This is a genomic window from Arthrobacter sp. LAR12-1-1.1, assembly GCF_040676555.1.
Taxonomy (GTDB): domain Bacteria; phylum Actinomycetota; class Actinomycetes; order Actinomycetales; family Micrococcaceae; genus Arthrobacter.
Genome location: NZ_JBEGIG010000062.1, coordinates 1 through 260 on the forward strand (window position 1 = coordinate 1; position 260 = coordinate 260).

At 59.6% G+C, this 260-nt stretch carries 1 rRNA gene; it reads right to left on the minus strand.

Annotated features, from left to right (window positions below):
* Positions 1 to 104: ribosomal RNA gene (gene rrf / locus MRBLAR12_RS21055) — 5S ribosomal RNA — on the minus strand; the annotation flags it as partial.
* Positions 105 to 260: the final 156 nt, after the last annotated feature.

Consider the following 260-nt stretch of genomic DNA (forward strand, 5'->3'; position numbering starts at 1 on the left):
CTACTCTCCCACACCCTCCCGGGTGCAGTACCATCGGCGCTGTGGGTCTTAGCTTCCGGGTTCGGGATGGGACCGGGCGTTTCCCCCACGCTATGACCGCCGTAACCCTGTGTCCGCACCCGCCGGCCGTGCCGGGGGTGGGAAATCTGGTGGTTACAACATCTGTGGTGTTGTTATTTTGTTGTCGGTTCCTGTGCAACAGTGCCGTCGGTGACGGGTTTGTTGTTTGGGAACCACATAGTGGACGCAAGCAGTCTTGT